Source organism: Streptomyces sp. NPDC013317, from assembly GCF_055563155.1.
The window spans coordinates 267493-291527 of record NZ_JBVHDX010000003.1 but is presented as its reverse complement, the minus strand read 5'-3'; the positions used below and the strand labels follow the sequence as shown (position 1 = coordinate 291527).

General features: G+C 70.7%; 17 protein-coding genes, 2 pseudogenes and 1 riboswitch. Of the genes and pseudogenes, 11 read left to right on the top strand and 8 right to left on the bottom strand.

Annotated elements, in window-relative coordinates:
* Positions 1-86: 86 nt before the first annotated feature.
* Together ACZ3IJ_RS10225 and ACZ3IJ_RS10220 are read right to left on the bottom strand one after the other, a co-directional pair.
* Positions 87-1595, bottom strand: coding sequence for an aminotransferase class III-fold pyridoxal phosphate-dependent enzyme (locus tag ACZ3IJ_RS10225; protein WP_467467233.1), 1509 nt, complete (start codon positions 1593-1595; stop codon positions 87-89).
* A gap of 230 nt (positions 1596-1825) precedes the next feature.
* A pseudogene (locus tag ACZ3IJ_RS10220) lies at positions 1826-1974 on the bottom strand (NADPH-dependent F420 reductase); the annotation flags it as partial.
* On the opposite strand from ACZ3IJ_RS10220, the pseudogene ACZ3IJ_RS10215 reads away from it, so the two are divergent.
* Positions 1975-2244 (top strand): annotated as a pseudogene (locus tag ACZ3IJ_RS10215) (hypothetical protein); the annotation flags it as partial.
* Here ACZ3IJ_RS10215 and ACZ3IJ_RS10210 read toward each other — a convergent pair.
* Entirely contained in the window at positions 2195-4546 is a 2352-nt protein-coding gene (locus tag ACZ3IJ_RS10210) for an arylsulfatase (RefSeq protein ID WP_467467232.1), read from the bottom strand. The pseudogene ACZ3IJ_RS10215 and the gene ACZ3IJ_RS10210 overlap by 50 nt on opposite strands.
* Before the next feature lie 435 nt (positions 4547-4981).
* On the opposite strand from ACZ3IJ_RS10210, the gene ACZ3IJ_RS10205 reads away from it, so the two are divergent.
* The 8 genes from ACZ3IJ_RS10205 (at position 4982) to ACZ3IJ_RS10170 (ending at position 12491) form a co-directional block, all read left to right on the top strand.
* Positions 4982-5470: an SRPBCC family protein gene (locus ACZ3IJ_RS10205; RefSeq protein ID WP_467467231.1), complete on the top strand. Its 489-nt coding sequence runs from the start codon at positions 4982-4984 to the stop codon at positions 5468-5470.
* Between the two features lie 214 nt (positions 5471-5684).
* Positions 5685-6914 carry a PP2C family protein-serine/threonine phosphatase gene (locus tag ACZ3IJ_RS10200; RefSeq protein WP_467467230.1) on the top strand — a complete coding sequence of 410 codons (1230 nt, stop codon included), beginning with the start codon at positions 5685-5687 and terminating at the stop codon, positions 6912-6914.
* Positions 6915-7103: 189 nt separating this feature from the next.
* Positions 7104-8468, top strand: coding sequence for a glutamate decarboxylase (locus ACZ3IJ_RS10195; protein WP_467467229.1), 1365 nt, complete (start codon positions 7104-7106; stop codon positions 8466-8468).
* 349 nt (positions 8469-8817) lie between these two features.
* Positions 8818-10173: a hypothetical protein gene (locus ACZ3IJ_RS10190; protein WP_467467228.1), complete on the top strand. Its 1356-nt coding sequence runs from the start codon at positions 8818-8820 to the stop codon at positions 10171-10173.
* Positions 10174-10348: 175 nt separating this feature from the next.
* Positions 10349-10780, top strand: coding sequence for a DUF6325 family protein (locus ACZ3IJ_RS10185; RefSeq protein WP_467467661.1), 432 nt, complete (start codon positions 10349-10351; stop codon positions 10778-10780).
* Between the two features lie 6 nt (positions 10781-10786).
* A complete protein-coding gene (locus tag ACZ3IJ_RS10180; RefSeq protein WP_467467227.1) occupies positions 10787-11062 on the top strand; it encodes an SHOCT domain-containing protein in 276 nt (91 codons plus the stop codon).
* A gap of 251 nt (positions 11063-11313) precedes the next feature.
* Complete coding sequence (locus ACZ3IJ_RS10175; protein WP_467467226.1) at positions 11314-11730, top strand: DUF7144 family membrane protein; 417 nt, start codon at positions 11314-11316, stop codon at positions 11728-11730.
* Between the two features lie 431 nt (positions 11731-12161).
* Entirely contained in the window at positions 12162-12491 is a 330-nt protein-coding gene (locus ACZ3IJ_RS10170; RefSeq protein WP_467467225.1) for a hypothetical protein, read from the top strand.
* A gap of 311 nt (positions 12492-12802) precedes the next feature.
* Here ACZ3IJ_RS10170 and ACZ3IJ_RS10165 read toward each other — a convergent pair whose 3' ends face one another.
* The 3 genes from ACZ3IJ_RS10165 to ACZ3IJ_RS10155 all read right to left on the bottom strand — a co-directional run bounded on the left by ACZ3IJ_RS10165 (position 12803) and on the right by ACZ3IJ_RS10155 (position 17430).
* Complete coding sequence (locus ACZ3IJ_RS10165; protein ID WP_467467224.1) at positions 12803-14221, bottom strand: DUF2252 domain-containing protein; 1419 nt, start codon at positions 14219-14221, stop codon at positions 12803-12805.
* 359 nt (positions 14222-14580) lie between these two features.
* On the bottom strand, positions 14581-16104 hold the full coding sequence (gene exaC / locus ACZ3IJ_RS10160; protein WP_467467223.1) for an acetaldehyde dehydrogenase ExaC: 1524 nt from the start codon (positions 16102-16104) through the stop codon (positions 14581-14583).
* A gap of 45 nt (positions 16105-16149) precedes the next feature.
* The gene (locus ACZ3IJ_RS10155) at positions 16150-17430 is read right to left on the bottom strand and encodes a GAF domain-containing protein (RefSeq protein ID WP_467467222.1); all 1281 of its coding nucleotides are present in this window, start codon (positions 17428-17430) and stop codon (positions 16150-16152) included.
* Between the two features lie 240 nt (positions 17431-17670).
* Positions 17671-17778, top strand: a riboswitch (ZMP/ZTP riboswitch).
* A 29-nt stretch (positions 17779-17807) separates the two neighbouring features.
* On the opposite strand from ACZ3IJ_RS10155, the gene ACZ3IJ_RS10150 reads away from it, so the two are divergent.
* Both ACZ3IJ_RS10150 and ACZ3IJ_RS10145 read left to right on the top strand, forming a co-directional pair.
* Complete coding sequence (locus ACZ3IJ_RS10150) at positions 17808-18662, top strand: bifunctional 5,10-methylenetetrahydrofolate dehydrogenase/5,10-methenyltetrahydrofolate cyclohydrolase (RefSeq protein ID WP_467467221.1); 855 nt, start codon at positions 17808-17810, stop codon at positions 18660-18662.
* 120 nt (positions 18663-18782) lie between these two features.
* Positions 18783-19364, top strand: coding sequence for a hypothetical protein (locus ACZ3IJ_RS10145; RefSeq protein ID WP_467467220.1), 582 nt, complete (start codon positions 18783-18785; stop codon positions 19362-19364).
* Positions 19365-19428: 64 nt separating this feature from the next.
* Here the strand turns inward: ACZ3IJ_RS10145 and ACZ3IJ_RS10140 are convergent, their stop codons facing one another.
* Both ACZ3IJ_RS10140 and ACZ3IJ_RS10135 read right to left on the bottom strand, forming a co-directional pair.
* Positions 19429-20787, bottom strand: a complete 1359-nt coding sequence (locus ACZ3IJ_RS10140; protein WP_467467219.1) for an SWIM zinc finger family protein — start codon at positions 20785-20787, stop codon at positions 19429-19431.
* On the bottom strand, positions 20784-23876 hold the full coding sequence (locus ACZ3IJ_RS10135; RefSeq protein ID WP_467467218.1) for a DEAD/DEAH box helicase: 3093 nt from the start codon (positions 23874-23876) through the stop codon (positions 20784-20786). The genes ACZ3IJ_RS10140 and ACZ3IJ_RS10135 overlap by 4 nt, the downstream gene beginning before the upstream one ends.
* Positions 23877-24035: the final 159 nt, after the last annotated feature.

The following is a 24035-nucleotide window of genomic DNA, read 5'->3' as shown; positions in this document are numbered from 1 at the left end:
CGACGCCCGCTGCCCGGGTTCGGAGCAGCCCGGCTGAGATGGCCGGTCCAGGTGCCGACGCTGTCGGCTGCTCGACCCTCCTGGGCTCACTCGTACTTGGCCTCTTCACTCGGGCCCTGCGTCACCTGGGTCAGGGTCCGGGAGAGACCGTCGAGCGCGATGTCCGCCTCGGCAGGGCTGAGGACAAGGCTGGGCTTGACGAACAGGGCGGTGGCCGCCTGTCGCACGTAGATCCCGTTGGCGAGGCCCTGCTTCGCCACCGCTGACGCGACCGCCTCGGACGGCCGGCCGGACTCGTCCAGCATCACCAGCCCGCGCACCAGCCCCAACCCGGTAGACGCGCCGACAACGCGAGGGAACCTGCGCCTCAGTTCGAGGAAGAGCGAGTCGACCAGCGCCACGGTGCGGTTGTAGGCGGTGTCGAGCAGGCCTACGCGGAGCTCAGCGGCCAACTCGTCCGGCAGCCAATCGGGGATCGCGTCGATGTCGTCGGGCTCCACTCCCAGAAGCCGGTCGAGCACCGCGTCGATCGCGACCAGTGACGTCATGTCCGCGGCGTTGGACTTCCCCGCGAACGGTCCGTCGATCTCGCTGAAACGCCTCTTGGCGACCATGATCGCGAGGGAACCGTGCCCGGAGGTGAGCCCTTTGCTCATCGCCGAGATGTCGGGGCACACCCCGCTGTACTCCGCGAAGCTGATCGTCCCTGTGTAGCCGAAGCCGTTGTGGATCTCGTCGAAGACCAGGCAGATCGACTTGCGGGTACAGACGTCGCGCAACCGTCGCAGGAACTCGAGCGGAACGGCGTGTACCGAGTTGCGCCACTGGATCGGCTCGATGATCACGGCGAAGTAGTCGTCGCCGTCACGCTCCAGCGCATCGAGTGTGGCAAGGGACTCGGCACTCAGCGAGCCGTCCTCCTCACACCTCGGGGAGGGGAAGAACGTCACGTTGCCCGCCTTCTCGACGAGCAGTCGCCCGGAACCGTGCTGGGGTTGGTGCTCGCTGATGAGGCTGGCAGTCAGGCTCTCGCCGTGGTAGGACCCGAGGAACGTCCCCAGCCTGCGGCGGCTCGGCGTATTTCCAGCCGCGTTCCACGCTGAGTGCAGAGCCAGCTCGACCGCGTCCGACCCGTTGCACTGGCGCATGTTGATGACGTAGTCGCCGGGTTCGCCCAGCCCGTCGAAGCACTTCAGAATCCGCCGGGCGACTCTGTAGTACATGTCGCATCCCAGGCGGATCGTGACGTGGTGCGGACTCCGGGACAGCACGTAGGCCAGCTGCTTGAGTTTCACCCACGGATCGTTGATCCCGAGGACCGTGAGGATGGTGCAGAGGTCGATCAGCTCTTGCCGATCACCCGTGTCGACCAGGACGGTGTCGAGCGTGGCCCCCAACCCACCGGTGACCCACACATCTCGTGGCCAGGAGCCGCCCTGGGTGAAAAGGTCCGGGTTTCTCGCGACCAGCTCTCGAGGATCTCCCTCGGAACTCGGCAGGTGGGGGTCGAGACAGGAACCGGAGAGCGCCTCGGCGAATCTGTGGATGGGATTCAACGTCGCAAGATGGAACAACGAGCTCTCGTTGACCGGCATACGACGGTTCTAGCACATACCGGCAGGGTCTGACCGGCGCGAGGAGGGGTGCATTACCCGCAGTGCGTGGAGTGGCCGATTCCACCGGGGTGATGGTGGCCGACCGAGCGCCGAAGCCCTACAACCGCTCTGATTTGCGGGGCACTTGACGGAGTTCCGCCGAACGCGTCTTGTGCGCGGCCCGGGTCCTCGGAGGGCCTGAACGCGAGACCGCCCCGGAACCCGCGGGGTCAGCGGGCGATGGAGAGCGCGAACGGTGCGAATCCGTCGGAGCGGATCACGTGCGGCACGAACAGGATCGCGGCCTCCGTGGCGCGGGCGGTCCTGATTCCGCCGAGGTCGGTGATCCGCTCCCCTTCTGCCAGCCGAGGTCGGTGAGCGCGGCTCCGATCCGGTGATCAGCGTTCCCGAGGCCACCGCGCGCTCTGCGGCTGCCGACCTCGGCCTGGTCGTCCTCCCCTTGCCGCTCGAACTGCCGTCGGCTCCGGTATACCTTTCATGGCATCAGCGCTACGACATCGACAGCGCCCACGCCTGGCTGCGCAAACGGGCGCGAGAGGCGCTGGCTTCGGTCGCCGCACCGAGCGGTGGCACCACGTCTACTGCCGGGCCATGTGCATGCGCATCTCGCTGTCCGCGTCGACGATGAGTTCGCCCGACAGATCGATGGTCACGGAGTGCAGCGTGCCGCTGAAACGGAACGGCGCCTGATAGTCGGGTGTGACCGGCTGGCCGGGATTGGCGCCGCACGTCAGACCGCCGGGGTTGAACATGACGGGAGTCGTCACCGGGAAGTTCGCCTCCCCCACCAGGCGGCGATCGACGTAGAGCTGGGCGAGCCCCGGTGTGCCCTTGCCGGCGGCGAGGTCGGGCTTGCCCGTCGGTTCGAATTCGAACCGCAGCTCGTGGCGGCCCGCGGGCACCGGGTCGGTCGAGGTCACCGTGTAGAAGCCTCGCCGCAGGTAGTTGTGAACGTACGTCAGCTTGCCGTCCTTGAGGTAGAAGCTCCAGCCGCCGGCCATCGAGCCCTGACTCATGAGGACGCCTTCGGCGCCGTCGCCGGGGATCTCCACGTCGGCGGTGACACTGTGCGGACGGTTGAGGACCCTGGGGGCGACGGACGGCGGCAGGGACTGGGTGCCGGGCCGGAAGGTGTAGCTGGTTCGTGGCGTGGCGATCGTCGGCCGTTCGACGGTCATCCGGGCGAGGGCGCTGCCGTCGATGGGCAGCACGCCGTACCTGCCGGCCTCCACGTACCACAGGGAGATCAGCTCGATGGCCTTGTCGCGGTGGTCCGCGGCGAGGTCACGAGTCTCCGCGAAGTCCTCGTCGATGTGGTAAAGCTCCCAGGAGTGGGCATCGAGTTCGGAGAGGGTCTCCGCACTGATGGGGGTGCCGAACGGCCGGCGGGCCTCGGTGAAGGACGGGCCGGGCCAGGGGCATACGGCGCGCCATCCGTCGTGGTCGACGGCCCGGTGGCCGAGCATCTCGAAGTACTGCGTCCGGTGGCGCGTCGGCGCGGCCGGGTCGTCGAAGGTGTGGGCGAAACTGACACCGTGCAGGGGCGACTGGGTGACGCCCTTGATGGTCTCGGGCGGCTCGATCCCGAGGACGTCCAGGACGGTGGGGACGATGTCCACGAGGTGGGCGTACTGGGTGCGCACCTCACCTCGTGCCTCGATGCCGCGCGGCCAGTGAACGAGGAACGGGTCGCTGGCGCCGCCGCGGTAGGTCTCCCTCTTCCAGCGACGGAACGGGGTGTTGCCGGCCCATGTCCAGCCCCACGGATAGTGGTTGAACATGGTCGGGCCGCCGAGTTCGTCGATCCCCTTGACGCTCTCCTCGAGCGGCTCGGGGGCGTTGTTGAAGAACTGCGACTCGTTGGTGGTTCCGGTGACGCCGCCCTCCGCGCTGGCTCCGTTGTCGGAGACGACCATGATCAGCGTGTTGTCGAATTCGCCGGTCTCCTGCAGGAAGTCCAGCAGCCGCCCGATCTGGTGGTCGGTGTGGGAGAGGAAGCCGGCGTAGACCTCCATCATGCGCGCGGCGAGACGTCGGGCGTCGGGGGAGAGGGAACTCCATTCCGGGACGTCCGGGTCGTGGCGCGAGAGCACCGCGTCGGCGGGGACCACGCCGAGGTTCTTCTGGTTGGCGAACGTCACCTCGCGGTAGGCGTCCCAGCCGTCGTCGAACTGGCCCCGGTACCGATCGGCCCACTCCCGCGGTACGTGGTGCGGTGCGTGGGTGGCGCCGGGGCAGAAGTGGAGGAAGAACGGCTTGTCGGGGGCGACCTGCTTGGCGTCGGAGATGAAGAGCATCGCCTTGTCCACGAGGTCCGGCGTGAGGTGGTAGCCCTGTTCCGGCGAGGCGGGGGGTTCCACCTGGTGGTTGTCGTACACGAGCTCCGGATACCACTGGTTCGTGTCGCCGCCGAGGAAGCCGTAGAAACGCTCGAAGCCGCGGCCCAGCGGCCAGCGGGTGTAGGGGCCGGCGGGCGACTCCTGCGCCGAGGGCATCAGGTGCCACTTGCCGAGCATGTACGTGTTGTATCCGCGCTCCAGCAGCATCTCGGACAGGAACCCGTTCTCGAACGGGATGTTGCCGTTGTAACCGGGGAAGCCGGTTGCCAGTTCGGTGATCGCCGCCATGGCGTTGGCGTGGTGGTTGCGGCCGGTGATGATGCACGAACGCGAGGGCGAGCACAGCGCCGTGGTGTGCATGTTGTTGTACAGCAGCCCGCCCGCGGCCAGTCCGTCGAGGCGCGGCGTCTTCATCGGGCTGCCGTAGCAGCCCAGCTGCCCGTAACCGGTGTCGTCGAGCACGATCGTCAGGACGTTGGGCGATCCCGGCACCGCACTCAGCGGCTCGGGCCACGCCGGGCTGGACACGTCCGTGGTTCGCCCGATCACTCCGGAGAAGGCACTCCCCGGCTTGTACTCGTTGACTGCCATCGCGCCCGTCCTTCTTCGTGTCAAGCCGTTGATCGGCTCTGCCCGGTGAAGCGATGCGTGCGGCCCTACGGCTGACTTTCGCGATCGCGCATGCGTCGGCCGCGCCGGAAGGGCTGTCGCCGAAAGGCGGCCGCATGGGAACTTCGCATGCTCGAACGGAAGAGCGTGCGCTCACAGATCGGAATCTCTTCGCTGCACACAGTCCGAGGAACGCGCCGGTATGTCCCTGATGTGGTGGCCGACGGCCTGTCGGGTTGCGACCGAATGCAGGGGCCTTCTCCCACGCTAAATCTCTTGGAGGGGGGCTGCCACTGGTGCTGTCGAGAACCGTTACGCGCCGTGGCACTTGAACGAGCGGGAAGCGGAGACTCGATCAGTCCCGACCTCTCCGCTCCAAAAGGTGTAGCTCTCACCGGAGTCGATGGAGCATGAGTCATGGCCCCGCACTGGTATCCCCTCGTCGAGCGCGGAGACGCGTTCCTGGAGTCCGCGCCCTTCCGCTACGTGCATTCCGTGGAGATCACGGCTCCCGCCGAGCGCATCTGGGAGGTCATTACCGGCGACGCATGGGTCCGCTGGGTGCCGGGGTTCACCGGTGTGCGCTGGGGTTCTCCGCGCCCTTTCGGGGTCGGCACGGTACGCGAGGTCACGGTGCTGGGGGTGCTCTCCGCCCGTGAGCGGTTCTTCCGCTGGGAGGAGGGACGGCGGTATACGTTCAGCACCTTCGCGGTCTCGCTGCCCGGCCTGCGCCACGCAGCGGAGGACTGGCTCATCGAGCCCGCACCCGGTGGCTCGCGCCTCACCTGGACGATGGCCGTCGAAGCCCGTCCACTGGCCACGCCGCTGCTGCGGCCGATCAGACCGGTCATCAGACGGGTGCAGCGGCGTGCGCTGCGTGCCATCCAGAGCCATACGGGGAACTGATCCCGGGCCCGACTCCGATCCCCGTCCCTCCCCCTCCAGAACGGGTACGGCGCTCACCTCGAACCGGTCCACGAGCGCGACGATCTCCTTGTTCCGCCGGGGCCGGAGAAGGAAACCGCCCGTGACGGCCAGGAGTCGTGACCCGGTTTCGGAAGGCGCCACTCCTATCGTGGGGCATCAGCAAACCGACGGGCGGCGCCGAGGCGGGCAGTACATGAGGAATCCGCAGATCGACTACGGGGCGGTCTTCCGTGCCCTGCCCGGCATGGTGGCTCTGCTCACTCCCGAGCTGCTGTACGCGGACGCCAACGAGGACTTCCTCCGGCTCGCCGGCCGCACCCGGGACCAACTGGTGGGCCGCTACATCTTCGACGTCTTTCCCGAGCACCCCGACGAACCGGCCGCGGCCGGCATGCGGGAGACCCGGGATTCGATGCTGCGCGTGGTGGCCTCCGGCGAGCGCGACACCATGGCGCTGCTGCGGTACGACATCGAGGACAGCGAACGGCCCGGACGCTGGGTGGAGCACTTCTGGAGTCCGGTCAACGCGCCCGTGCTCGGCCCGGACGGAAGCGTGGTGCTGATCGTGCACCGGGTTGAGGAGGTCACCGAACTCATCCGCGCCCGCGGCGGCCCCGGTGGAGACGCCCGCGCCCGCGTCATGGAGGCCGAGCTCTACACCCGCGCCCGTGAACTGCAGGACATCAACGAACGCCTGCGCCGTTCGCAGGCACGTGACCGTGAAGTCGCGCTGGCCCTGCAGGCGGCGATGCTGCCCGCCCCCACACCGGTCGGGCACCACCCGGTAGCCGTCCGCTACCAGCCCGCCGTCGACGCCCTGAACGTGTGCGGCGACTGGTACGACCTGGTGGTCCTGCCCGGTGACCGCATCGCGGTCGCCGTCGGCGACGTCGTCGGCCACGGCCTGGAAGCGGCCTGCGTCATGGGGCAGCTGCGCAGCGCGCTGAGCGCCGCCGCCCGTGTCGCCGACGGTCCGGCCCGGGCCCTGGAGGCCCTCGGGCTGTACGCCCGCAGTGTCGAGGGCGCCGAGTCGACCACCGTGGTGAAGACCTTCATCGACTGGGACACCCACACCATCACGTACAGCAGCGCGGGCCATCCCCCTCCGGCCCTGCTCGATGCCGACGGCACCGTGACCTTCCTCGACCAGGCGACCGATCCGCCACTGGGCGTGCGCCTCGAACACGAGCCGCGACCGGAGGGCAGCAGGGCGTTCACCGACGGCGCCACTCTGGTCCTGTACACCGACGGCCTGATCGAGCGCCGTACGGAGGACATCGACACCGGACTGGGCCGCCTCGCCGCCTCCCTCACCCGGCATGGACGAGTCGGACCGGAGGACCTGGCCGACGCCCTTCTCGCCGACCTGCTCCCGTCCGACGGCAACACCGACGACACGGCGCTGGTCGTCCTGCGCCTGTGATCCGCGCCGTAGGAGGACGGGTGCGCAGCGGAGGCGGTCCCGACGTGACGCGCCGAGGCCGGGGGGCAGGAGGCTGCTGCCCGACGGCCGGCAGCGGCGGTGCGCAGATACGTCCATGACGAGCTCCGCGTCGCTCCGCCTCGGCGTGTCCGTCTGAGAAGGGGTCTCCGGCGCTGTTTGAATCGGTGGATGACCAAAAGCGACGAAGCGGACCTTTTCGGTAACCGATTCTTGACCGTGCCCGCTCCCTCGGAGACTTTCCCCGAGGAGGGCATGTCCGCGACGGACGCGATGAGGCTCGTGGATGTGGATCTCGCCATGGAGGGAGACCCGCAGCGCAACCTCGCCACCTTCGTCACCACGTGGATGGAGCCGGAGGCGCAGAGGCTGATCGCCGAGAATCTCCACCGCAATTTCATCGACCACGCGGAATACCCGATCTCCGCCGAGATCGAGCAGCGTTGTGTGCGGATGCTCGCCGATCTCTTCCACGCGCCGGGCAGGACGACCGGATGTCGGACTCAGGGTTCCTCCGAGGCGATCATGCTCGGTGCGCTGTCGTTGAAGTGGAAGTGGCGGGCGCGCCGCCAGGCGGCCAACCTGTCGGTCGACCGCCCGAACCTGGTCTTCGGCGGGGACGTCCATGTCGTCTGGGAGAAGTTCTGTCGCTACTTCGACGTCGAGCCGCGGATCGTGCCGCTCGCCGAGGGCAAGTACACGATCGGCCCGGAGGACGTGGAACCCCACCTCGACGAGAACACGATCGGCGTCGTCGCCGTCCTCGGCACCACGTTCACCGGTCACAAGGACGACGTCGTCGGGATCGACAAGCTCCTGCGGGACATCCGCAAGGAGCGGGACCTCGACATCCCGATCCACGTCGACGGAGCGAGCGGCGCCTTCGTGTGGCCCTTCCTCTACCCGGACTCGACATGGGACTTCCAGCTGGAGCAGGTCCGTTCGATCAACGTCTCGGGGCACAAGTACGGCCTGGTCTATCCCGGCATCGGCTGGCTGATCTTCCGCGAAGAGTCCGACCTGCCCAAGGATCTCGTGTTCTACGAGAACTACTTGGGCAAGACCGACGCGACGTTCACGCTGAACTTCTCGACCGGTGCGTCGATGGTGCTCGCGCAGTACTACAACTTTGTCCGCCTCGGCCGCCAGGGCTACACGTACGTCATGAAGGCGATGCAGGCGAACGCCCACGTGCTGGCGGAGAACCTGCTCAGCAGCGGCCGGTTCGAAGTGATCGGAAGGGGCCTCGAGCAGCTGCCGCTGGTCGCCTTCCGCCTCGCCGGCCAGCATGCCTACGACGAGTCCGACGTCGCCTGGCAACTCGCGGCAGAGCGGGGCTGGATGGTGCCCGCGTACACGCTCCCGCCCAACGCGGAGGGGGTGAAGATCATGCGTGCCCTGGTCAAGGAGACGCTGAGCCGCGAGCACATCGACCGCCTGAGTCAGGACATCGCCGACGCGTGTCGGACGTTGGACGACAAGGGCGCGGCGCACGGGATCGAACGCGCTCAGGTCAAGCGCGGCACCGGCTACTGATGCGCTCCCACCCGGTTGCCCGCCCGTCGGATACCTGATCGACGCGGTGACGCTCCCCGGACGCCCTGGGCCCGCCGGCGTACCGGGACGTGCGGGACCGAGATGAGCCCGTGCCCGTCGCCGCGGGTGGGCCGGAGTCGTGACGCGTTCGGCGAATGACGCTTCGTCGGGTGCTTCGAGGCGCGAGTGCCCGGCCCGATCTCTTCCCGGAGCTCATCCTGGCCGGCACGCCAGAGGCGGGCTGACCGATCGCGTCCGCCGGTCACTCCGACGGTCCCCGAGAGCTCGCGCAAGGCCGCGATCAGGGTTCTGCTGGCATCGAACCGACAGGCATATGAGAGGTCGCGCCATGCCGAACGACGGATCAGCGGGCCCCGGTGGAGAACAGGGCGCGTCGAGCGCCGACGACGGGCGCTCCGAGCTGGAGCGTCTACGGGACCGGGTCACCACTCTGGAGGCCGACAAGGCGGCCCGTGCCCCTCATCACCGGTGGCGGTCGTTCTTCTCCGCGCTGCTCATCGTCATCGGCTGCGTCCTCGCCCCGCTGGCCGCGGTCGCAGCCTGGACCGCGGACGAGATCGGCGACACCGACCGGTATGTCGACACCGTCGCCCCGCTCGCCTCCGACCCCGACATCCAGGCCGCCGCCGCGAACCGGGTCACCAACGCGGTGATGGAACACATCGACCTGCCGACGCTGCTGGAGGGCGTCGCGCCCGCCGACCGGCCGCTCGCTGAGAAGGCGCTCGGCAAACTCGGCGACGCGCTGGAAAACGCCGTGCGCAGCTTCGTCCACGACAAGACGGAGGAGATCGTCTCCTCCGAAACCTTCGAGGACTTCTGGACCGAGGCCAACCGCCGGATCCACTCGACCGTCGACAAAGCCCTGACAGGCAGCGGTGGCGGCGCGGTGAAGATCAACAACGACTCGGTCACCATCGACCTCGGCCCTGTCGTCGCCCAGGTCAAACAGCGTCTCATCGACGAGGGAATGACCGCGGCGTCGAAGATCCCCGAAGTCCACACCGACTTCACGGTGCTGCGCGCCGACGACATCGGCAAGGTCAAGACGTACTTCCGGATCCTGCAGCTGGCCGGGTTCTGGCTGCCCGTCCTCTCCGTGCTGCTCATCGCCGCCGGAGTCCTGGTCTCCACGCACCGCCGCCGCGTCCTCGTGGTCGCCGCGCTCGCCTTCGCCTTCGCCATGCTGCTGCTCGGCGGCGGCCTGACCGTCTTCCGCGAGGCGTACCTGAACGCACTGCCGGACACCGTCTCGCAGCCCGCCGCCGAGTCCGTCTACGACACGCTGACGCGCTACATGCGCACCACGGTCCGCATGGCGGTGACGGTCGGCGTGGTGGTCGCCCTTGCTGCCTGGCTGAGCGGTCGGGGCCGGCGGGCGACGTTCGTACGCCAGGCGTGGCACTCCGGCATCGGCTCCGTGCGCGCCACCGCCGACCGCGCGGGCATGCGCACCGGCCCGGTCGGACCGTTCATCCGGCGCCACCGCACCTGGATCACCTGGGTCCTGGTGGCACTGGCTGTGCTGACGGCCATTCTGTGGAGCTACCCCACAGCCCTGGTCATCGTCGGCATCGCGGTGGTCTGGCTCCTCGTGATGGCTCTGGTGGAATTCCTCGCGGGGAACCCGGAGGACGAAGGCGCACAAGCGACCGGCGCTCCGCCGGCGCGGCCGACCGGTTGATGACGGTCGCCCCCAGAACGTGCGAAGGCGCAGCCGTGGTGTTGGACTGGCGGGGAGGGCTCTCCGGTCGCCGTGCCAACGGCATCGCCCGCCACCAGGCGGCCGGGCCCAGCCCCTGACCTCTACCCGCTCGTGAGGAGTGGCCGTGAGTGACGCGCTTGCTGATCTGGAAGAGATGGGGCCCGTTGATTACCTGATCGTCGAGTTCCCCGGCAACAAGATGACGGGCGAGGGCTTCCCTCTTCTCCTCGACCTGGTCGATCGCGGCGTGATTCGCATCCTTGGCCTTCTCTTCGTCCGCAAGAACGACGACGGCTCGGTCGTCGCAGCGGAATGGAGAGACCTCGGTGACGAGACGGACCTCTCCGTCTTCGAAGGCGCCTCGTCGGGGCTGCTGGACCAAGAGGACATCGACGAAGCCGGTGCGGCTCTGGAGCCGGGGAACGCGGCGGGCATCCTCGTGTACGAGAACGTCTGGGCAGCCCCCTTCGCCCAGGCCATGAGACGCAGCGGTGCGCGGCTCGTCGCCAACGGCCGCATTCCCGTCCAGGCCCTGCTGGCCTCGCTCGAAGCCGCCGAAGCCGCGGGCACGTCATCTGGGAGATGATCGAACATGCCAGGACTTCTTCGTGGCGTCGCGCGTACAGCCGTGGTCGCCGGAACCGCCACCGCGGTATCCAACCGCGTGTCCCGGAGGCAGGCGGGCCGATGGGCGGAACAGGACGCCCAGCAGCAGCAGCCGCCGCCGCAACAGCCTGCACCGCAGGCCCCGGCTCCTGACGAGATGAGCAGCACCATCGACAAGCTCAAGGAGCTGGGTGAGCTGAAGGCCCAGGGAGTGCTGACGGAGGCGGAATTCGAAGCACAGAAGCGGAAGATCCTCGGCTGACTCGGGTGCCGCGACGGGGCGGACGCCGTCACGGTGCCGGCCACGAGCACGTTCGACGGTGGCAGGAAGGCGGGAGGGCCTGTTGACGACCGGGCCCGCCCGACTCTCTGAGCCGTCCGGTGCTTCGGTGCTTCGGCGCCGGACGGCTCCGAGATGCGCGGTCGGCCGTGGGGAGCGATGTTGGAAGTGACCCGATCGGCCGAACCGAACCCCGTCCGGCCCATGCGGACCTCCCACACGATGGAGCGGTCATGACGAGCCAAATGAGCGGCGCCCGAACCGGCGGTTCGACAAGACGCGGAAGCGGCTGGCTGGTCTTCGCAGCAGTCATGATGATCTTCGGCGGCCTGATGGCCGTCTTCTCGGGCATCTCCGCCATCGCCGATGACGACGTGTTCGTGGCCACCCGGAACTACGTCTTCGAGTTCGACCTCACCAGCTGGGGCTGGATCCATCTGATCCTCGGGATCGTGATCGTTCTCGCCGGAGCGGCGCTGTTCCAGGGCGCCACCTGGGCCAGGGTCGTCGGTGTGGCGCTTGCGGGCCTCGGCATGATCGCGAACTTCCTCTGGCTGCCCTACCAGCCGTTCTGGGCGATCGTGCTGATCGCCATCGACGCGTTCGTCATCTGGGCACTGTGCGCGGCTCCCAGTCCTTCGGAGGGCTGAAGTCGGGACCTCGTCCTCACACCGCGGTTCGGTCCAGCGGGCCGAGCCCGCGGCGGCCGGAGGTCTCGCGTACGAGCCCTCGCCAGGTCGACGACTGCGGCCTGCTCGGACGGCGGTCCCACCTCTGGTGGCCGGTACACGGCGACAGTCGCCCCCTTGATCCCCGTGCTCAGGGGGGCGCAGCTGGTGGGCGGGTCGCTCAGCAGGGAGGCGCGGAGATCCGGTCGCGGTGGCTGTCGTTGTCCGGGAGGAACGACGACGGCGCCGCCCTCCGGTGCTCGGCGACGGTGCTCGGCGACGGTGGTGCGGTCGCTCGGAGAGGCGGCGTAGCGGTGACGACCGCGGGAGCGAGATCCAGAGGTGGCGCAGCCACCCTCCGGTGCCACGATGGAGGGAAGGGGCTTGTCACCGGGCGCTTCAGGAAGGCGATCATGGGCCGCGAGTATCACTTTCACTGCGAGCACGCCGGCTGCTCGGTCACCGTGGGCCTGCGGATGGGCGGGACGCGGGAGCTGGAGCTCCTCGTGGACGGGAAGCAGGTCGCCGCCGCCCGCGCCCATGGCCACCACGCCCAGACGACAGTGCTGACCACGACCCTGCCCACGGACCCGCCTCGCGGCATCGAGGTCGAGGTGACGCTCCCGGGCGCTCTCGGCGGCGATCCGGCAAGCACCCTGCTCGCCGATGGCGAACGCAGGCCCATGCCCGCCCGGGATGTGCCCCGGCGAGCGCGGCCGGCGGAGGCCGACTGGTACTCCTGACCGTGTCGTGGCGCCCGACAAGAGGGATCGGTCGACGTCTCCGCCGCCGGAGACGCCCGAGGCCGGGAAACGGGGACGGACCACCACGCAGCTGTGCCGGTGACGCGCGTGCGCAGCGCCCGCAGGCAGGTGTCATGCAGCCGGATCCGCGGGACTAGGCTTCGACGCGGGGGCGCGCTGTACCGACCGAGCGTCTCCGGGGACCCGGCCTGACGGTCGGGTGGCCAGGGCGGCGTGGTGGTGTGCCTGTTCGGCCCGGCTGGGGTGCGGCTGCCACGCTGGGGTGCGGCTGCCACAGGGACACAACAGGTTCACGCGGCTTCCGCGACGAGCCGACCGGAGCCGACCGCCTCGACCAGAGCCTCGTGGTCGCGCTCGTTCTGGTCCGCGTAGGTCTCCGCGAAGTCGGTCAACGCCCGGTCGAAGGATTCGCCGCCGCCCAGGTAGGCCGCGATGGCGATCCGGTCGCCCGACCGGGCATGCGCCCGGGCCAGCGAGAAGCCGCACAGCTCGCCGAGAATCCGTACGCCTTCGGGCAGCATCACCGCGGTGTCGAAGCTGCCCTTCCAGTCCCGCAACTGCCGGACGTAGAAGTCCCGCTCGCGGCCGTCGATGCCGGCGGCGCGCTCCCAGCCGAGGAAGATGTCACTGGCGGCCTGCATCAGCCGTTGTCCGGCGACCACGCGCTGCCCCTGGTTGTCGTACTCGCTCTCTCCGGTGTACTCGGCGAGTACCGACCGCTCGGCTTCCTTGACCTGGATGAGCAGCGGATCCTCCTCGTCCCTGCCGAGCATGAGGATGATCCAGCAGCGGGTGCCTACACTGCCCACGCCGACCACCTTGCGCGCCATGTCGACCAGACGGAACTGCGAGAGCAACTGCCGGTGGTCCGGCCGCAGCGTGCCCGCGTACCGTTCGATCAGCTCGCGGATCTCGTGCTCCAGGGCGGCGCGCTCCACATGGGGGAGCAGGTCGCCGATCGGCACGATGAGCGGCGGGGCGGGGATGATCCGGCGCTCCCCGTCGACGATGCCGGTGAGTTTCTCGAACGCCTGGATGCTGTCCCGGCCGCGGGCCTTCTCCAGGACTTTGGAGAGCTTCCTGCGCCTGCCCTTCCCGAGCTGGTCGGCCACGAGGGCCTCGATCCGTTCCGTCTGGGTCTGGGCGTACCAGACGTCGAGGTTGTGCATGCCCGCGAAGGTCCGGATCCACTCGCGGTACGAGCGCACCGCGGCCGAGGTGATGGCCGCGCGCTCCTGATCGGTGAAGCCGTTCTCCCGGCCGGCGATGGCCAGGCTGGCCGCAAGTCGCTTGACGTCCCACTCCCAGGGGCCTGGCAGGGTCTCGTCGAAGTCGTTCACGTCGAACACCAGGTGGCGCTCGGGAGACGCGAAGAGCCCGAAGTTCAGGACATGCGCGTCGCCGCACAGCTGGACTCTGATCCCGGTGGCGGGGGTGTCGGCGAGGTCGGCCGCCATGGGCGCGGCCGCGCCCCGGTAGTACCGGAACGGCGACTCCGCCATCCGGCTCCGGCGGATCGGAACCAGCTCCTGGACCCTCGCGGTGGCCTGCCTCTCGAGGATCTCCAGCGGATCGACTCGATGCTCCGAGGGCGAGTACTCGGCATGGCTCGACCGAGGCACCCGGGCGCGTGCGGCCTTGCCGACCGCAGCGCGCTCACGGGGGCTCGGACGAGGGTGGCGCTGAAGGGAGCCGGTGTCGTCGGTCATCGGGATGTCCTCCGTCCTCGGACGAGGTACACGCGCTGTGTTCCGGATCTCCCCGTCCCACTCTAGGCCGGTGCGGAGAGCGGCGCCCGTCCGGTCCGCTCCCGGACGGGGCCTGCGCAACGCTCTGCGCCGCCAGGGGCTTCACCGATGAGCATCGGCTCCGCGCTCGCCGGAGTGCTGTCGAAGAAATCGGGGGCCAGGTAGCAGGCTGTCTCCCGGTCGCGTTCGTCGTCCGACGGGGTCTGGACCGCGGTGAGGCGGCCGTCGGCTATCGTGACGCGTCGATCTGATCACCGAGTGACTGTTGTGAGTTGCTGTAGGGGACGTATTGCCCATCCCCGGCACCGGACTTCACTCCTCTAGAAGAGCCCAAGTGCCTTGGGGGAGTAGCTCACCAGCAGGTTCTTGGTCTGCTGGTAGTGGTCCAGCATCATCTTGTGGGTCTCGCGGCCGATGCCCGACTGCTTGTAGCCGCCGAATGCCGCGTGGGCCGGGTAGGCGTGGTAGCAGTTGGTCCAGACGCGGCCCGCCTGGATCGCGCGGCCCGCGCGGTAGGCCGTGTTGCCGTCGCGGGTCCAGACGCCCGCGCCCAGGCCGTAGAGGGTGTCGTTCGCCGTGCGGATCGCGTCGTCGAAGTCCGTGAAGGAGGTGACCGCGACGACCGGGCCGAAGATCTCCTCCTGGAAGATCCGCATACGGTTGTCGCCCTCGAAGATCGTCGGCTGGACGTAGTAGCCGCCCGCCAGCTCGCCGTCGTACTCGATGCGCTGACCGCCCGTCAGGATCTTCGCGCCCTCCTGCTGGCCGATGTCCAGGTACGAGAGGATCTTCTGGAGCTGGTCGTTCGAGGCCTGGGCGCCGATCATGGTGTCCGTGTCCAGCGGGTGGCCGGGGACGATCCGTTCCGTGCGGGCCACCGCCGCCTCCAGGAACTCGCTGTAGTGGCCGCGCTGGATCAGGGCGCGCGACGGGCATGTGCAGACCTCGCCCTGGTTGAGGGCGAACATCGTGAAGCCCTCCAGCGCCTTGTCGCGGAAGTCGTCGTCCGCCGCCCACACGTCGTCGAAGAAGATGTTCGGCGACTTGCCGCCCAGTTCCAGCGTGACCGGCTTGATGTTCTCGGAGGCGTACTGCATGATCAGTCGGCCCGTCGTCGTCTCGCCCGTGAACGCGATCTTCGCGACGCGCGGTGACGACGCCAGCGGCTTGCCCGCCTCCACGCCGAAGCCGTTGACGATGTTCACCACGCCCGGCGGTAGCAGATCGGCAATCAGACTCATCCAGAAGTGCACGGATGCCGGCGTCTGTTCGGCCGGCTTCAGGACGACCGCGTTGCCGGCCGCGAGCGCCGGGGCCAGCTTCCAGACCGCCATCAGGATCGGGAAGTTCCACGGGATGATCTGCGCGACGACCCCCAGCGGCTCGTGGACGTGGTACGCGACGGTGTCGTCGTCGATCTCGCTCAGCGTGCCCTCCTGGCCGCGCAGCGCCCCGGCGAAGTAGCGGAAGTGGTCGATCGCGAGCGGGATGTCGGCGGCCAGCGTCTCGCGGACGGGCTTGCCGTTCTCCCAGCTCTCCGCGACCGCCAGCTCCTCCAGGTGCGCCTCCATCCGGTCGGCGATCCTGAGAAGGACTCCGGCGCGCTCCGCGGGCGCCGTGCGGCCCCATGCCGGGGCCGCCGCGTGCGCCGCGTCCAGGGCGCTCTCCACGTCCTCCGCCGTGCCGCGGGCGATCTCGGTGAAGGGACGGCCGTCGACCGGGCTCGGGTTCTCGAAGTACCCGCCCCGGGCCGGGGCCACGTACTCACCGCCGATCCAGTGGTCGTAGCGGGACTGGTACGACATGATCGCGCCCTTGGTACCGGGTGCGGCATAACGGGTCATGGACATGGCCTCCCTCGGACCGCGCCCGCCGTCCCTGGCCGGCGCTCACTGCCGAGTCTGCGAAGCCGTACGTTGCAAACCTGTTGCGCCCGCCGACAGTTCGGCGTCCAGACTCCGAAGCCGGGCCACCACCGGGGGTCGCCCCTCAGCCGGAACGACCTCCGACAGCGCCCGCCACATCTCGACGTCGTCCTCGCCCCAGGAGCTGTACGTCCAGTCCGCGAGGAGAGCCGGATCTCCCCGGTCCACCAGCGCCGCCCGCAGCCGGTCCGCGAGCCGCTCGCGCAGCCGTACGACCCCGGGGGCACGCGACGCCGGCAGCAGTGGACCCGCGTAGTCGGCGAGCGCACCCGACAGCGCACCCGAGCCGAGACGCCGGTCCACCGTGGCGAAGTCCGCGTCCACCGTCGTGGCCAGCCGGTACGGGCGGGAGCGCAACAGCTCCGGACCGAGCAGCCCGCGAAGCCGGGACAGTTCGGCCCGCAGCGTGACCGGGGTGACCGACTCGTCCTCGTACAGCAGCGTCAGGAGTTCGTCGCCGCCCACCCCCTCCGGGCGGTGGACGAGCATCACGAGGATCTCGCTGTGCCGCCTGCTCAGCCGCAGCCGCCGGCCGGCGACGCTCAGCAGGGCCTCGTCCCGGCCGAGCGCCGCCAGCCGTACCCGGTCCGCGGCCGGCGCCGGCGCGAGGAGGGCCAACTGGGACTCCGCCGCCCGCGCCACCGCCTGCACGAACGCCAGGCTGTGCGGATGCGCCAGCCGGTCGCCGCCGGTGATGTCCACCGCGCCGAGCAGCCGCCCGGTGCGCGGATCGTGTACGGGAGCGGCGGCACACGTCCACGCCTGCACCGGCCGCCGGAAGTGCTCGGCGCTGAACACCTGGACCGGCCGGTCCACGGCGATCGCGGTGCCGGGAGCGTTCGTCCCGGCCACCGACTCCGACCAGCGCGCCCCGGCGACGAAGTTCATCGCCCGCGCCCGCCGCAGCGTCCCGGGGTGGCCCTCCACCCACAGCATCCGTCCGGCCGCGTCGCAGACCGCCAGCAGATGTTCGCCGTCCGTCGCATACGTGCCCATCAGCTCACGGATCACCGGCATCGCCGCGGAGAGCGGATGCTCCTCGCGGTGCCCCGCCAGCTCGTCGTCGGCGAGCTCCACACAGGCCGCACCGTCCGGGCTGACCCGCGCCCGTGCCGAGCGCCGCCACGACTCCGCCACCAGCGGCCGTACCGGAGGAAGGTGGACCTGGCCGCCGCTGGTGAACACCTCGTGCGCCCGGCGCAGCGCTCCGGCGTCCGGCTCCGGAGCCACCCACGCATCGCTCAACTCGGCCTCCACGTCGAGGTCCCACGGTCGAACCGGCCCGTTTCGTCGAACCGCCCGAATCGTCGAACCGCTCGCATCGTCGGTCCGTCGGTCCGCCCGGTCCGTCGAACCGCCCGGTCCGTCTCTCCGTCCGTCATCGTCGTGCGTGCCGAGCGTGTCGACAAGCTCCCCGGCGCCACCGCGTACGCACCCTGTCCGGACACCGCCCCTGTGGGCTCCCTCGGGCCTCACGTAGAGTAGGGCTCGGGCCGTGACTGGCGCTTGAGGTGGATCACCACCGGGGAGCGGTCCCGCCGGACCCCGCGCACCCGCGCGGATCCGACGCTGCCGTGCGCCTGGGCGATCTCCCTGTCATCGACGACGCCCAGGAGTGGCCCATGTCCACCAGCACCGCATCCCTCATGGACGGCACCGCGCTCGCCCGCCGTACGGTCGAGGAGACCGCCGCGCGTGCGGCCGAGATCACCCGCCGCACCGGCGTCACGCCCTGTCTCGCCACGGTGCTCGTCGGCGCGGACCCCGCCTCCGTCACGTACGTGAAGATGAAGCAGAACCGCTGCGCGAAGGCCGGAATCCGCTCCAAGCACGTCGAGCTGCCCGCCGAGACGACGACCGGGGAACTCGTCGCCGCGATCACCGCGCTCTCCCAGGATCCAGAGGTCCACGGCATCCTGCTCCAGCATCCGGTGGGTCCGCACATCGACGAGCGCGCCGCCTTCGAGGCGATCGCGCCGGAGAAGGACGTCGACGGCGTCACCATGGCCTCTTTCGCCGCCATGGGCTTCGGCCTTCCCGGCTTCGTCTCCTGCACGCCCGGTGGCATCATGCGCCTGCTCGACGCGTACGACGTCGAGCCGAGCGGCAAGCGGGCCGTCGTCGTCGGCCGCTCCGCGATCCTCGGCAAGCCCGCCGGCCTGCTGCTGCTCGGCCGCGACGCCACCGTCACGTACTGCCACTCGCGCACCACCGAGCTCTCCTCGATCGTCCGTGAGGCGGACATCCTCGTGGCCGCCGTGGGCAAGCCGCGCTTCATCAAGGGCGAGGACGTCAAGCCCGGCGCCGTCGTGATCGACGCGGGCTACAACCCGGGCAACATCGGTGACGTCGACTTCGAGTCGGCCGCCGAGCGCGCCTCCCTCATCACCCCCGTGCCGGGCGGAGTCGGCCCGATGACGATCGCCGTGCTCCTCGCCCAGACCGTCGAGGGCGCGGAGCGTCAGCTCGGCCTCTAGCACGACGCGAGCCGCCAACAGCCCGTACAGGTAAGGGAATTGTCACAGTCCTGTGCGGGCCGTGCTGCAACGGGACAGCCGGCCGGGTGTGGTGGGGCGCTTCGGGCGACCCTGGTCGCCATGTCCCCGCGCATCGGCGAGCTGTCGTCGCCCCTCCGTCACCTCCTCGTGCCACTCCTCCTCCTGGCCGTGGCGATCGTGCTGGCGAGCCGTCAGGACGCGGAGGGCCGGTTCTCGACCGCTCCCGGGGCACGGTCGGCCGCTTCGGACGACGTCACCGTCGACGCCGCGCCCGCCACGGGCGGACGGCTCGCACCACAGGGAGGGGCGGCCGACGGGCCCGCCGCCGTCCCGTACGACCGCCTGAGGGCCGGGCAGTGCTTCGACATCGACCGGGCCGAGCCGGGCACCGTCGTACGGCGCGCCTGCGACCGGCCGCACGACGCCCAACTCGTCACCGTGTTACGGCTCGCGGGCGACCACCGCACTGACAGGGACATACGGGACGCGGCAGCGGCCCTGTGCCGCGAGCCGCTGCACCGCGAGGCGGCACGGCAACCGTCCGGTACGCGCTGGACCACGTTCGTCCAGTACCCGTACCGCACCGGCTACCTCCTCGGCTCCGACACGGTGGCCTGCAGCCTCACGGCGTACACCCGCCCCGGCACCACGGCGCGCCCCCTCACCGCGCCCCTGCTGTGAACGGGCCGTAGGCCGCTACCGCCGCCCTGCCGGCCCCCGCGCCCCGCCGGACACCGCCCTCCCGTCATTCCTCCCGCGCCGACAGCGCCGCGAGCGCGGAGGCAGGGTCCTGGTCCGCGGGGCCTGCCGGGATCCACTGGTCACGCTCCTTGCGGAACGGCCACCAGCGACCGTCCTCGCCCAGACGCAGTTGCGCCTCCGCGCCGACCACCGTCCAGCGCGCCGCCCCGGCCTGTCGCAGCACGGGCCGGGCGTCGTCCTCCCAGGCCTCCGCGAGCACCGCCCTCGCCCGCGCGAGGGCCTCCGCACAGGGCGTCCACTCCTCCTCCAGCACGGCGAGGGCGGCAGCGCCCCCGAGCCGCCAGGCGCGCGCAGCCACGTCCAGCTCCGACCGCCGTCGGCCGGACCCGTCCGCGAGACGCGCCGCGATCCACGACGGGGGATACCCGGCGGCCAGCCGCACCGCATCCTGAGCGACCGTCAGGACCTGTTCCGCGCCAGGGCCCGTTGCCGCCACCGTGCCCATGCGCGACCCTGTTCCCGACCGCGTGCCCGACCCCGTTCCCGAGCCTGCTCCCGATCGTTCCCGCCCCGGAGCGGCGAGCGCCTCGGCGAGCAGCCGGTGCGCGCGGGCGGCGGCGTCCGCCGCGAGGACCTCCAGCGCCGACGGGTCGATCCCCGGCTCGGGCGCGGTCTCGGTGTCCAGGGACGGCGGCTCGCCGGGCGTCGGCGGGAGCACGGGCGGAGCCGGCAGCGGGGGAAGGATGTCGCGTGCGGCGAAGGCCTCCTCGGCCGGTACGCCCTCAGGAACCGATTCCTCGACCGCGGACTCCTCCGTCCCCGCCCGCGCCGCGCTGCGCTCCTGGAGCGCCTCGACGAGCGCCCGCTCACCGCGCCCTCGCATCAGCAGCAGTACGAACGGGTCCTCGTCCAGCAGCCTGGCCACCTGGTAGCAGAGGGCCGTCGTGTGCGGGCAGTGGTCCCACGCCTCGCACCCGCACTCGGGGTCCAGATCGCCGATGCCCGGCAGCAGTTCGAGCCCGGCCGCTGCCGCGTCCTCCACCAGGTGCGGCGGCATCTCGTGATCGAGCAGGGCGGCGATGTGTCCCGCGCTCTCCACCGCCAGGTCGAGCAGCCGGTCCCAGTCCTCCGCCGAGAGCTCGTGCAGCAGGACGTCACTGCGGTACGAGGAGCCGTCACGGTCCTTGACGACCGCCGTGATCCGGCCCGGACGCACCGACACCGCGCCCACCGCGCCCGCCCTCGCCTGCCGCCGCCCCTGCTTCAGCTGCTCGCCGTCGAGCGCCGTGTCCTCCAGGGCCTTCAGCCACGCCCGGCCCCACCATGTGCGGGCGAAGGCCGAGCCACGCGCCGGCGGCATCGCCGCGAAGGTCCGCTCGTCGTCGTACGCGTACCCGCTCATCGTCCGTCCCCGTTCCCGTGCCGGTCCGCGTTCCCGTGCCGGTCACCGCCGTCGTCACGGCCACCGTCGCTGTCGCCACCGCCGCTGTCGTCGCCGCCTCCGCGGAGCCGGACCAGGTCCGCCAGCTCGGCGTCCGTCAGTTCGGTCAGGGCCGCCTCGCCCGAGCCGAGCACGGCGTCGGCCAGCGCCCGCTTCCGCAGCAGCATGTCGGCGATACGGTCCTCGACCGTGCCCTCGGCGATCAGCCGGTGGACCTGCACCGGCTGCGTCTGCCCGATCCGGTACGCCCGGTCGGTGGCCTGGGCCTCGACCGCCGGGTTCCACCACCGGTCGTAGTGGACGACATGCCCGGCGCGGGTCAGGTTGAGCCCGGTTCCGGCCGCCTTCAGTGACAGGAGGAAGACCGGCACCTTACCGGCCTGGAAGCGCGCGACCATCGTCTCCCGCTCGGCGACCGGAGTGCCCCCGTGCAGGAACTGCGTGCGGACGCCCCGCGCCGCCAGATGCCGTTCGAGGAGCCGCGCCATCTGCACGTACTGGGTGAAGACCAGCACGCTCGCGTCCTCGGCGAGGATCGTGTCGAGCAGTTCGTCGAGGAGTTCCAGCTTTCCGGAACGGCCGTCGACGCGCGGCCGTTCCTCCTTCAGGTACTGGGCCGGGTGGTTGCAGATCTGCTTGAGCCCCGTCAACAGCTTCATCACCAGACCGCGCCGCTCCATGCCGTCCGCATCGGCGATCGCCGCGAGCGTCTCGCGTACCACCGCCTCGTAGAGACCCGCCTGTTCCTTGGTCAGGGAGACGGCCCGGTCGGTCTCGGTCTTCGGCGGAAGCTCGGGCGCGATGCCCGGGTCGGACTTGCGACGGCGGAGCAGGAAGGGGCGGATCAGCGCGGCCAGTCGCTCGGCGGCCGCCGGGTCCTCGCCTCCCTCGACGGCGGCCGCGTACCGGGACCGGAACGTGCCGAGCCGGCCGAGGAGGCCGGGCGTCGTCCAGTCGAGAATGGCCCACAGCTCGGAGAGGTTGTTCTCGACCGGGGTGCCGGAGAGGGCGACGCGCGCCTTGGCGCCGATGGTACGGAGCTGCCGGGCGGTGGCCGAGTACGGGTTCTTGACGTGCTGGGCCTCGTCCGCGACGACCATTCCCCAGGTGCGGGCGGCAAGTTGCTCCGTGTCCAGGCGCATGGTGCCATACGTCGTGAGGACGAACTCGCCGTCGGCCAGGGCCTCCAGACTGCGCGCCGGACCGTGGAAGCGGCGCACGGGCGTGCCGGGGGCGAACTTCTCGATCTCCCGCTGCCAGTTGCCCATCAGAGAGGTCGGGCAGACGACGAGGGTGGGTCCCGCGGCCGACGGCTCGCTCTGCCGGTGCAGATGGAGCGCGATGAGGGTGATGGTCTTGCCGAGCCCCATGTCGTCGGCGAGACAGCCGCCGAGACCCAGCGAGGTCATCCGGTGCAGCCAGTTGAGGCCGCGCAGTTGGTAGTCGCGGAGCGTCGCGGCGAGCGCGGCGGGCTGCGCGACCTCCTGCGGGCCGCCCTCGGGGTCGTCGAGGCGGGCGCGCAGCTGCTCGAGCCAGCCGGTCGCCTGGACCTCGACCCGTCGGCCGTCGACCTCGGTGGTTCCCGTCAGTACGGCCCCGAGCGCGTCCACCGGGGTGAGCTTGTGGTCCCTGGCGGCGCGGGCGCGGCGTACCTCGGCCGGGTCGACGAGGACCCACTGGTCCCGCAGCCGGACGACCGGGCGTCCGGCCTCGGCGAGCTGGTCGAGCTCGGCCCGGGTGAGCTCCTGGTCGCCGATGGCGAACCGCCAGTTGAAGGCGAGCAGCGCGTCGGCGGAGAGGAAGGAGGGGAGCGCGGAGGAGCGTCGGCCGGAGGAGCGGGGGGCGTCCTCGTCGGCCTCGTCCCGGGCGCCCGCGCAGGTGGTGTCGTCCCAGGGCCCGAGTCCGGCCTGCCCGCCGGCGTCCTGCCCACTGCCGGCCTGCGCGCGGCCGTCCCGCCGGCCGCTCTCCGGCGCGCCGCCGGCCCGCTCGCCGCCGACGTCCGGCACGCCGATGACGGCGCGGGCGGTGAGGCGGTGGGCCAGGTCGCGAGGCCAGTGGATCTGGAGACCGGTGGCGGCGAGCGCCCGGGCAGCCGGGCCGAGCAGCTCCGTGACCTCCTCGTCGGCCAGCTCCACGGCGTCCGGCACGGCTGCTGAGAGCAGCGGTGTCAGCGGTGCCCAGGCGCGGGCGGCGCGGCGCAGCGCGAGCAGGGCGTCCATCCGGGCCCGGGGGCCGAACGACGCGCCTGCCGGGCTCGAAGCGGCCCAGACCTCGGACGCGTCCGCGACGAGCGCAGGGTCGGCGACGCTGTGCATCTGGAGCACGGCCCGGAAGGCCGGCGCTTCCCGCTCGTCGAGCCCGGGCAGCTCCAGCCGAAGCGAGAGCCGTACGCCCGCGTCATGTCCGGCGGCCACGTCCGCCGCCCAGGCGCGCTGCCCGGGCAGCTCCTGGGGCTCGTCGGCGGCGAAGGCCGGCCCGCCGGCGGCGAGAGGGGCGGCGGGGGTTCGCGGCAGACCGTCCACGACGGCGTCGACGAAAGCGCGCAGCAGCCTCTCGGGCTCGGGGAGGAACAGCGATTCGGTGTCCGGCGCGGATCCGTGGCCCGACAGGGGTACGGCGTGGGCGGCGGGCGGCATCGACGCGGCGAGCGCCCGGAGTTCGGCCAGCTCCTCGGGGCCCAGCGGTCCGGCCCGCCAGGCGTCGCGGTCGGTGGCCGTGAGGCCGGGCAGCAGCAGACCCCGCGCCGCGAGGTGCAGCGCGAAGAGGGTGGCGGCGCCCCAGAACGCGGCCGCGGGCGAGGCTCCGTCCGAGAACCGGGCGCGTGTGAGGAGCGGCAGGGCGTCCCGTACGGGGATCAGGGCGGCCGCGACCGTCTGCGGGCGCACGTCGTCCGCCACCACGGTCAGCCGGTCCGCCATGACCGGCAGTCCGTCGGCGGGCGGGGTTCCTTCGGCGGACCAGAAGGCGATGCGGCCCGCTCTGGGCGGATCGGCGGGCAGGAAGACGGCGGAGCAGCGGGCGAGTTCATCGAGTCTCTGGGACGGCGACAACACATTCCTCAAATTTGACTACTGGGGCCGAGCGGCCGAGGGTACAGGAACCGTCCGGGCATCCGGGAGCGGGATCGCCGTGACCTGGCTCACCTTCCGCGCCCTCCGAGCCGGGAGCGAACCCTCACGGGCAGTGAGCGAACCCCTGAGGGTGGAGCC